Here is a 9,227-nt window from a genome sequence, read left to right as displayed (position 1 = left end):
TTGATAACAGACCACCTGCCACTGCTCTGGTTGTGGAAGTAAAGGTTGGATTAATTTAGTGAGTTTTTGCCATTCAGCAACTTGCTTTTTGAGAAACGATAAGTTTCCTGTTTTTAGATGTTGACTTGATGTTTGGAATAGATTGTTTGGTTCAGACATTGAGGACTTCCTAATGCTTACAACTTATGAACTTTATCTTAAGCCTATGCAAGAGAAAAGATCAAGGTGGCTGTGTGAAGAAGCGTCAGCAGCTAAAAATAGTTGAAAGAGGTTTTTATGCAATCGAGACGTGTTTTATTGGCGTTTTCTCTCGCCGCAACAACTGCTTCAGCTGCTTTTGCAGATTTAATTGATCAAAACTCTGCAGTTCCAAATGATCGATTGAGCGAGTTAGTCAAAACAGTACAAGGTACTTATGAAGCTCCTCAGTTAGATGCCAAGATTCGTGGCGAACAAGCCAAAGTTATCAGTAATGAATATCTCGCTGGTAAATATGGTGCTTCGACTTCAGTCAATTTATCTTCTGGTTCAGATCTATCTTGGTTGGTGACTCATCCACTACCTGATATGGCGCGCGTTAGTTCTAACTATGGTGGTCGTACCATGGGTGGTCGTGCGGAAAATCATTCAGGTTTAGATATGTCTGCACCTAGCGGTACTCCAATTTATGCAACGGGACCTGGTGTCGTTACAAAATCAGGTTGGGGTACAGGTTATGGTCAATATGTCGAAATTAATCACGGCAATGGCTATGTGACTCGTTATGCACATGCATCACGTTTAGTTGTGTCTGTAGGTCAAAACGTTAAAGCAGGTGATCATATTGCTAACGTTGGCTGTACTGGACGTTGTACTGGCCCGCACCTACATTATGAAGTAGTAAAAAATGGTCAGCGCAAAAATCCATCGACTTACCTAGCGATGTTGCCATAATCGACCACTTATTAAGTTTATTTGTAAAATTTTAAAAAAATTATTATTACATCCTTATTCGAATGGCGCCCTTTTCACTACAGTGGAAGGGGCTTTTTTTGCTGTTCATAAAAAATTAATATTTTTGTCTTAGCTTGACGATAGGCTTTGTTTGTTGCACTTTATTCGGTGGTAGTGTCTAACGGCTATTTATACGTTGAATTATTGTACATAAAGTCAATCACTATTTATTTAATAAATAATGGTCTACAGTGACATTTAGCCGTGGCAATAACTTAATACCCATAAAATATGATACAAATAGCAGTTATAAATCAAATCAAGGAATAGGTGAAATATGGCGTACTATGGCGATTCCGATGCTCTGGAAACACAAGAGTGGCAAGATGCGTTTGATTCAGTTTTACAAAACATGGGAACGGAACGTGCTGCATTTTTGCTCGAAAAGTTGTTTCAGCGTGCCATTACTAAGCATGTTCCCATTCAGCGATTAAATACCCCTTATCTTAATACGATTTCAGTGGATGAAACGCCAGCAATGCCTGGTGACCAAGATATGGAACGTCGCATCCGAGCTTTGATTCGTTGGAATGCTTTAGCAATGGTGCTACGTGCCAATAGAACTGGGGATGATCTCGGTGGTCACTTAGCGAGTTTTGCATCATCTGCAACCCTGTATGATGTAGGCTTTAACCATTTCTTCCGTGCTAACAGTGATCACTTTGGTGGTGACATGATTTATTATCAAGGTCACTGTGCACCAGGGATTTATGCGCGTTCTTTCCTTGAAGGACGTTTGACAGAAGATCAACTCAATAATTTCCGTCGTGAAGTGAATGGTCAAGGTCTATCAAGCTACCCACATCCTTATTTAATGCCTGACTATTGGCAATTCCCTACCGTATCTATGGGTTTGGGACCAATTATGTCAATTTACCAAGCACATATTCAAAAATACCTCATGAACCGTGGCCTGATTAAAGAAGAAAACCGTAAGGTTTGGGCTTATCTCGGTGATGGTGAAATGGATGAACCTGAGAGCTTGGGCGCGATTTCACTTGCTGGACGTGAGAAACTTGATAACTTAATTTGGGTAGTGAACTGTAACTTACAACGTCTTGATGGACCTGTTCGTGGTAACGGTAAAATTATTCAAGAACTTGAATCTGTATTCCGTGGTGCAGGTTGGCGTGTGATTAAAGTCGTATGGGGACGTCATTGGGACCCATTGTTGGCTAAAGATACCTCTGGTGCACTTAAAGCACGTATGGAAGAAGCACTCGATGGTGATTATCAGCGCTATCAAGTGAAAGGTGGTGGTTATACCAAAGAACATTTCTTTGGTCGTTACCCAGAAACTGAAGAATTAGTGAAACACCTAAGTGATGATGATATCGATCACTTAAACCGTGGTGGTCATGATCCATATAAAGTTTATGCCGCATATGCAGCTGCAATGACGAGTAATGGTCAGCCAACAGTGATTTTGGCGAAGACAGTTAAAGGTTATGGCTTATCCGATGAAATCGAAGCTGTAAACAAAACGCACCAAATCAAAAAAATGCATTTGGAGTCGCTTAAATACTTCCGTAACCGCTTTAACTTGCCATTTACTGATGACCAACTTGAAGAGTTACCGTTGTACCGTCCAGGTGAAAACTCGCCTGAATTGAAATATATGAAAGCTCGCCGTGAAGCATTAGGCGGTTATTTGCCTGCACGTCGTAAAGACAGCGTTGCTTTAGAAATTCCAGAGTTGTCTGTATTTGACGCGGTATTGCGTGGAAGTGGTGGTAAAGAACAATCGACAACTATGGTAATGGTGCGTTTAATCGCAGCATTGCTCAAAGAAAAAGCGATTAAAGACCGTGTGGTACCGATCGTACCCGATGAAGCACGTACCTTTGGTTTAGAGGGGATGTTCCGTCAATTGGGTATTTATGCTGCGCATGGTCAAAACTATACGCCAGAAGACCAAGAACAGTTGATGAACTATCGTGAAGCTAAAGATGGTCACATGTTACAAGAAGGGATTAACGAAGCGGGAGCGATGAGCGCTTGGTCTGCTTTGGGTACAAGTTATTCAACCAATAACTTACCAATGATTCCTATTTATATGTACTACTCCATGTTTGGTTTCCAACGTATTGGTGATATTGCATGGGCAGCAGGTGACTCACAAGCACAAGGCTTCTTATGTGGTGCTACTGCAGGTCGTACGACACTTAATGGTGAAGGTTTACAACACCAAGATGGTCATTCACATATTCTTGCAAGCACGATTCCGAACTGTGTGGCTTATGATCCTTGCTTTGGTTATGAGTTGGCTGTGATCGTACATGATGGTTTAAAACGTATGTATGTGGATCAAGAGCGAGTGTTCTATTACTTAACCTTGATGAACGAAAACTACGAGCAACTTGCGATGCCAAAAGATGCTGAAGAAGGCATCAAACGCGGTATGTACTTGCTTGAAGATGATGCAAAAGCCACTGTACAGTTGTTGGGTTCAGGTGTGATCTTACGTGAAGTGATGAAAGCTGCTGAAATTTTACGTGATGAATATCAAATCCATTCAAATGTTTGGAGTGTAACAAGCTTTAATGAGCTGGCACGTGATGGTATGGCGGTTGAAGAATATAACCGTTTACACCCATTAACTGAGACACCTCAAGAGTCTTGGGTTGCGAAACAACTACGTTCAACAGATGGTATTGTGGTTGCTGCGACAGATCATATGCGCGCATACAGTGAACAAATTCGTGCATACCTTCCAGATAGTCGCCCATACGTAACATTGGGTACAGATGGTTATGGCCGTTCTGATACACGTGGTAATTTGCGTAGTTACTTTGGTGTAGATGCAGCACACATTGTAGTTGCAACATTGAAGAAACTGGCGGATGAAGGCGAAGTGGATGCACGTTTAGTGAAAGATGCAATTTCAAGTTTTGAACTTGATGTTGATCGTCCAGTTGCATGGATGCCACAAACCCATCCTCAAGTTCAAGAAGTTGCAGCATATACAGAACAATCGGGAGAGGAGAACTAAGTATGCAAATCAAAACTCCTGATATTGGTGTAGATCAAGCCACTGTTGCTGAGATTTTAGTAAAAGTGGGTGATCGTATCGCACTTGAAGACAGTATTGTCCTACTTGAGTCAGATAAAGCTTCAGTTGAAGTACCAAGCACAGCTGAAGGTGTAGTGACCAAAGTTTTAGTACAAGTAGGTGATTCGGTTGCGCAAGACGCCGTCTTAATTGAAGTGGATTCTGACGCTGCTGAAGTAGCAGCGCCAGCTCCAGCTACAGCAGCAGAAAAGTCGAATACTGCCGCTGAACCAGTGACTGAAGAAAAGCCTGCTGCTGCACCTACTCAAACGGGTAGTAGTCAAACGGTTGAGCTGAAAGTGCCTGACATTGGTGTGGAAAAAGCACTTATTGCAGAGATTCTGGTACAAGTGGGCGATCAAGTGAATATTGATGATAGCTTAGTTGTAGTTGAGTCAGATAAAGCTTCAGTTGAGGTCCCAAGTACTGTTGCAGGTGTGATTGAAAGTATTGTGGTGAAGTCTGGTGATACCGTGAAAGAAGGTGTCGTACTCATGACTGTTAAAACTGTAGCAACAACTGCAGAAACGCCGGCAACGACTACAGCTCCAGCGTCTACGCCTGCAGCTGCTTCAACTTCTGCCACAGCAGCGCCATCAGCATCAGGTGCTGTTGAAGTGAGTGTTCCAGACCTTGGGGTGGATAAAGCTACAGTTTCAGAGATTTTGGTTAAAGTCGGCGAACAGGTAGAAGCTCAGCAAAGCTTGTGTGTGGTTGAATCAGATAAAGCTTCAGTTGAAGTGCCGAGTACTGTTGCTGGTACCATCACTGCCATTCATGTGGAAGTTGGGCAGGCAGTTCAGCAGGGCATTGCCTTGGTCACGATTGAGAGTACTCAGTCAACACCAGCAGTGAAAGCTGCTGCAGCTCCAGCAAATAAAGCAGAAGCTGCACCATCAGCGGCAACGACACCAAGTTCTGCTCCGACAGAACAACCGCAAAGTACTGCAACAACTGAGAAATTAACTCAAGCTCAGCAAGCTGAAAATGCAAAAGTATATGCAGGACCAGCTGTACGTAAACTTGCACGTGAGTTAGGCGTGGTACTGTCACAAGTGCAATCTTCAGGTCCACATGCTCGTGTGGTAAAAGAAGATGTATATGCATTTGTAAAATCGCAGTTAACCGCAGCAAAATCTGCGCCAGCAACAACTGTTGCAGTGGCTTCAGGGCTACCTGCGTTACCAGATTTTAGTGCTTTTGGTGGTGGCGAAGTCAAAACAATGACGCGCTTACAACAGGTTTCTGTACCGCAGTTGTCATTGAATAACTTTATTCCACAAGTGACACAATTTGATGCTGCTGATATTAGTGAACTTGAAGCATGGCGTAATGAGCTTAAGGCTAACTTTAAGAAACAAGGTGTAAGTTTAACTATCTTGGCGTTTATTGCGAAAGCAGTAGCGCACTTACTCAAAGAAGAGCCTTATTTTGCTGGCCACTTGGCTGATGATCAAAAATCAGTATTGTTACGTAATGAAATTCATATGGGGATTGCTGTTGCAACGCCAGATGGATTAACTGTACCTGTGCTGCGTAATCCTGATCAAAAGAGCATTAAACAAATTGCAATTGAGCTGGGTGAATTAAGTCAAAAAGCACGTGATAAGAAGTTATCACCAAAAGACTTGCAAGGTGCTAACTTCACCATTACAAGTTTGGGCAGCATTGGGGGCACTGCGTTTACCCCACTGGTGAACTGGCCTCAAGTGGCGATTTTGGGTATCTCTCCTGCAACCATGCAACCTGTATGGAATGGTGAGAGTTTTGATCCGCGTCTGATGTTACCGTTGTCATTGTCTTATGACCATCGTGTGATTAACGGTGCAGATGCTGCGCGCTTTACCAATAAACTGACAAAGCTATTGGCAGATATTCGTAATATCTTGCTTTAATACGGTGGTTCATGAGCAAGTGACTTGCTGATGAATCAGAGTTCTCCAAGCCCAGATCCTTTAGACGGTCTGGGCTTTTTTTGTACGGAGATTGCAAAATAGTGTTTTGGTCAATACAATAGTAATACTTCATTGGGGAGTAGCCGCTATTTACGCAAAGTAAATAGGTGATGATCAACATAATTGTTCAACAGAACATGGTCATCATAGCAAAGAACAATGTCGCTTTCTTTTAAGCAACCTTTTGTTGGCAAGACCTTTGATTTATCACTCTGCACTCACTTTGGTGAATTTGGCTAGCAGGAGGGATAAGTCATCGGTAATCGTTGCTAGCCAGAGATTGTAATCATGCAAGAACTTCTCTCATCTACACTCATTGTTGCACTTGCCGAAATGGGTGACAAAACTCAACTCTTAGCTTTACTTTTAGCTGCTCGTTTTAAAAAGCCTGTACCCATTATTTTAGCCATCCTCGCTGCGACTTTAATTAACCATGGTGTTTCGGCATTGCTTGGCCAATGGATTACTCAAGTACTTGATCCTTTGTGGTTAGTTTGGGGGCTCGCGATAGGCTTTATTGCAATGGCTGGATGGATGTTAATTCCAGATGAGCTTGGTGATGAAAACGACAGTATAAAAAAATGGCAAAAGTTTGGTGTATTCGGTGCAACTTTCATTTTATTTTTCCTTGCTGAAATTGGGGATAAGACCCAAATTGCGACAATTGCCTTAGCTGCTAAGTACGATAGCGTTATCTTAGTAACCATCGGAACAACTGTTGGAATGCTGATTGCCAATGTTCCAGCTGTTTTAATCGGTGATCGTTTTGCAAGTCGCTTACCTGTATCGTTGATTCATAAGATTGGCGCTTTAATATTTTTAATTTTAGGAATCATGACGTTACTTAGCTATTATTTCTGGTCATAAGCCAATTTGGTTGTAAGCTAAGGGACAGCTGCACTTGAGCGTACTCGTCGTAGCTGTCGACTGGCTTTTTTCGTTGACAAAAAAAATATAAAAATTGATTGTGCTGGATTTTATTTTTTTTTAGCATTCGTGGGTAAAAACCCAATTTAAAACGAGAATAAAGATGCTATCTCAAATTCCTGCACAAGATGCCTGTTTAAGCTGTGGTGCCTGCTGTGCTTATTTCCGTGTCTCATTTTATTGGGCTGAGGGAGAAATTATTCCTGACGATATGGTTGAGCCCTTAACCGCAGTATATTCTTGTATGCATGGGACCAATCAGGCTCAACCACGTTGTGTTGCTTTGGATGGAACTGTTGGTGAACAAGTAAGTTGTCAAATTTATACTCAACGTAGTTCAAGCTGTAAAGAGGTTCAGGCTGGAGATTCGCAGTGTAATAAAGCGCGTGCTCATCATGGGTTGATTCCCTTAATTGAAATCGATACAACTCCACCAAGTAATGATGATGACTATGATCAAGTCTGTTAAGTTGTAATGAGTTTCTCAGACTCAGTGAGAATATAATATGTCTTACTGAGTTTGGCTTTTATTGAAAAATTATGTATTTAGAATGCCTTAGCCATAACTTATTTACTCAAATTTTAAGATATAGCATGTGAACGGTGTAATAATTTTAAGAATAAATGAAATTTACGCGTAAATTTGTTTATAATAGTGCACGGAAATTACCAGTGAGACTGTTATGCTGACCATCGTTCAAGAAGCGTTAACCTTCGATGATGTCTTATTACTCCCTGCCTATTCTACTGTCCTTCCTAAAGATGTCTCTTTAAAGACACGTTTGACGCGTGGCATTCAATTAAATATTCCGCTAGTTTCTGCTGCAATGGATACTGTGACTGAGTCACGTATGGCGATTGCAATGGCGCAAAATGGCGGCATAGGTATTTTACACAAAAATATGGATATCTCTGCACAGGCTGCAGAAGTTCGTCGTGTGAAAAAATTTGAAGCAGGTATGGTAAAAGACCCAATTACAGTGAGTCCTGAAACTACGGTTCGTGAATTGATGGCAATCACCGAATCTAACCACATTAGTGGTGTACCTGTAGTTAAAGACGGCAAGGTCGTGGGTATTGTAACGGGACGTGATACACGCTTCGAAACCAATTTTGAACAACCAGTCAGCAACATCATGACAGGTGCAGATCGTTTGGTCACCGTTAAAGAAGGTGAGTCCAAAGAAAATATTCAAGCGTTGTTGCAAAAGCATCGTATTGAAAAAGTTTTAGTGGTTAATGATAACAACGAATTAAGAGGCTTAATTACGGTTACTGATTTCCGTAAAGCCGAATTATATCCAAACAGCTGTAAAGACGAATTAGGTCGTTTACGCGTTGGTGCAGCAGTAGGTACAGGTGCTGAAACACCTGCACGTGTTGAGGCATTGGTTGATGCTGGTGTTGACGTAATTGTCGTTGATACTGCGCATGGTCACTCTGCGGGTGTAATCGAACGAGTGCGTTGGGTGAAACAAAATTATCCTCAAGTGCAAGTCATTGGCGGTAACATTGCAACAGGTGATGCTGCATTGGCTTTACTCGATGCAGGTGCAGATGCTGTTAAAGTGGGTATTGGTCCTGGTTCAATTTGTACGACACGAATTGTTGCAGGTATTGGTGTACCGCAAATTTCAGCGATCGATAATGTAGCGAACGCCCTGAAAGAACAAATTCCTTTAATCGCGGATGGTGGTATTCGTTTCTCTGGCGATATGGCTAAAGCGATTGGTGCTGGTGCAAGTACGATCATGGTTGGTTCTTTAATGGCGGGTACTGAAGAAGCACCGGGTGAAGTTGAATTCTTCCAAGGTCGTTATTACAAGGCATACCGTGGTATGGGTTCTTTGGGTGCAATGGCGGGTTCTACAGGTTCTGCTGACCGTTATTTCCAAGACGCAAAAGCCGGTGCTGAAAAACTAGTACCAGAAGGTATTGAAGGTCGTGTTCCTTATAAAGGGCCAATGGGTGCAATCGTTCATCAAATGATGGGTGGTTTACGTTCATCTATGGGTTATACCGGTTCTGCTGTGATTGATGACCTTCGTCATAATGCTAAATTCGCAAAAATTACTTCTGCGGGTATGCAAGAATCGCACGTTCATGACGTGACGATCACAAAAGAAGCGCCTAACTATCGGATTGGCTAATTTGCTCTAAGGTTTTCGTCGAAAAAGCTGTCTGGTTGAGATGGCTTTTTCTTTTTTAGTGTAAAGTAGAAAAATTAAATTTTGATCTGTTATGGAGCATTTTCCAGACAGAAATAAAAGCGGTTAGTGCAGTTAAAAATAGATCCAAGC

At 42.0% G+C, this 9,227-nt stretch carries 6 protein-coding genes, 1 pseudogene and 1 riboswitch; of the genes and pseudogenes, 6 read left to right on the top strand and 1 reads right to left on the bottom strand.

All coding sequences use genetic code 11. The features are described from left to right. Nucleotides 1–159, bottom strand: a pseudogene (locus Aru01_RS07805) (DUF721 domain-containing protein); the annotation flags it as partial. Between the two features lie 117 nt (nt 160–276). Between Aru01_RS07805 and Aru01_RS07800 the strand changes: the two are divergent. The 6 genes from Aru01_RS07800 to guaB all read left to right on the top strand — a co-directional run bounded on the left by Aru01_RS07800 (nt 277) and on the right by guaB (nt 9,077). Beyond that, nucleotides 277–933, top strand: coding sequence for a M23 family metallopeptidase (locus Aru01_RS07800; protein ID WP_016654644.1), 657 nt, complete (start codon nt 277–279; stop codon nt 931–933). A 337-nt stretch (nt 934–1,270) separates the two neighbouring features. Beyond that, entirely contained in the window at nt 1,271–3,985 is a 2,715-nt protein-coding gene (gene aceE, locus Aru01_RS07795) for a pyruvate dehydrogenase (acetyl-transferring), homodimeric type (protein WP_016654645.1), read from the top strand. Nucleotides 3,986–3,987: 2 nt separating this feature from the next. Then, complete coding sequence (locus tag Aru01_RS07790; RefSeq protein WP_016654646.1) at nt 3,988–5,940, top strand: 2-oxo acid dehydrogenase subunit E2; 1,953 nt, start codon at nt 3,988–3,990, stop codon at nt 5,938–5,940. A 122-nt stretch (nt 5,941–6,062) separates the two neighbouring features. Then, nucleotides 6,063–6,205: riboswitch (yybP-ykoY riboswitch) on the top strand. Nucleotides 6,206–6,288: 83 nt separating this feature from the next. Next, nucleotides 6,289–6,867: a TMEM165/GDT1 family protein gene (locus Aru01_RS07785; RefSeq protein ID WP_016654647.1), complete on the top strand. Its 579-nt coding sequence runs from the start codon at nt 6,289–6,291 to the stop codon at nt 6,865–6,867. A gap of 163 nt (nt 6,868–7,030) precedes the next feature. Then, nucleotides 7,031–7,396 carry a YkgJ family cysteine cluster protein gene (locus Aru01_RS07780; protein WP_016654648.1) on the top strand — a complete coding sequence of 122 codons (366 nt, stop codon included), beginning with the start codon at nt 7,031–7,033 and terminating at the stop codon, nt 7,394–7,396. A gap of 214 nt (nt 7,397–7,610) precedes the next feature. Beyond that, complete coding sequence (gene guaB / locus Aru01_RS07775; protein WP_016654649.1) at nt 7,611–9,077, top strand: IMP dehydrogenase; 1,467 nt, start codon at nt 7,611–7,613, stop codon at nt 9,075–9,077. Nucleotides 9,078–9,227 lie beyond the last annotated feature (150 nt).

Source organism: Acinetobacter rudis (genome assembly GCF_000829675.1).
In the GTDB taxonomy this organism is placed as follows: Bacteria; Pseudomonadota; Gammaproteobacteria; order Pseudomonadales; family Moraxellaceae; genus Acinetobacter; species Acinetobacter rudis.
Note: the sequence above shows the minus strand (reverse complement) of the source record. Positions and strands in the feature narration are given on the sequence as shown.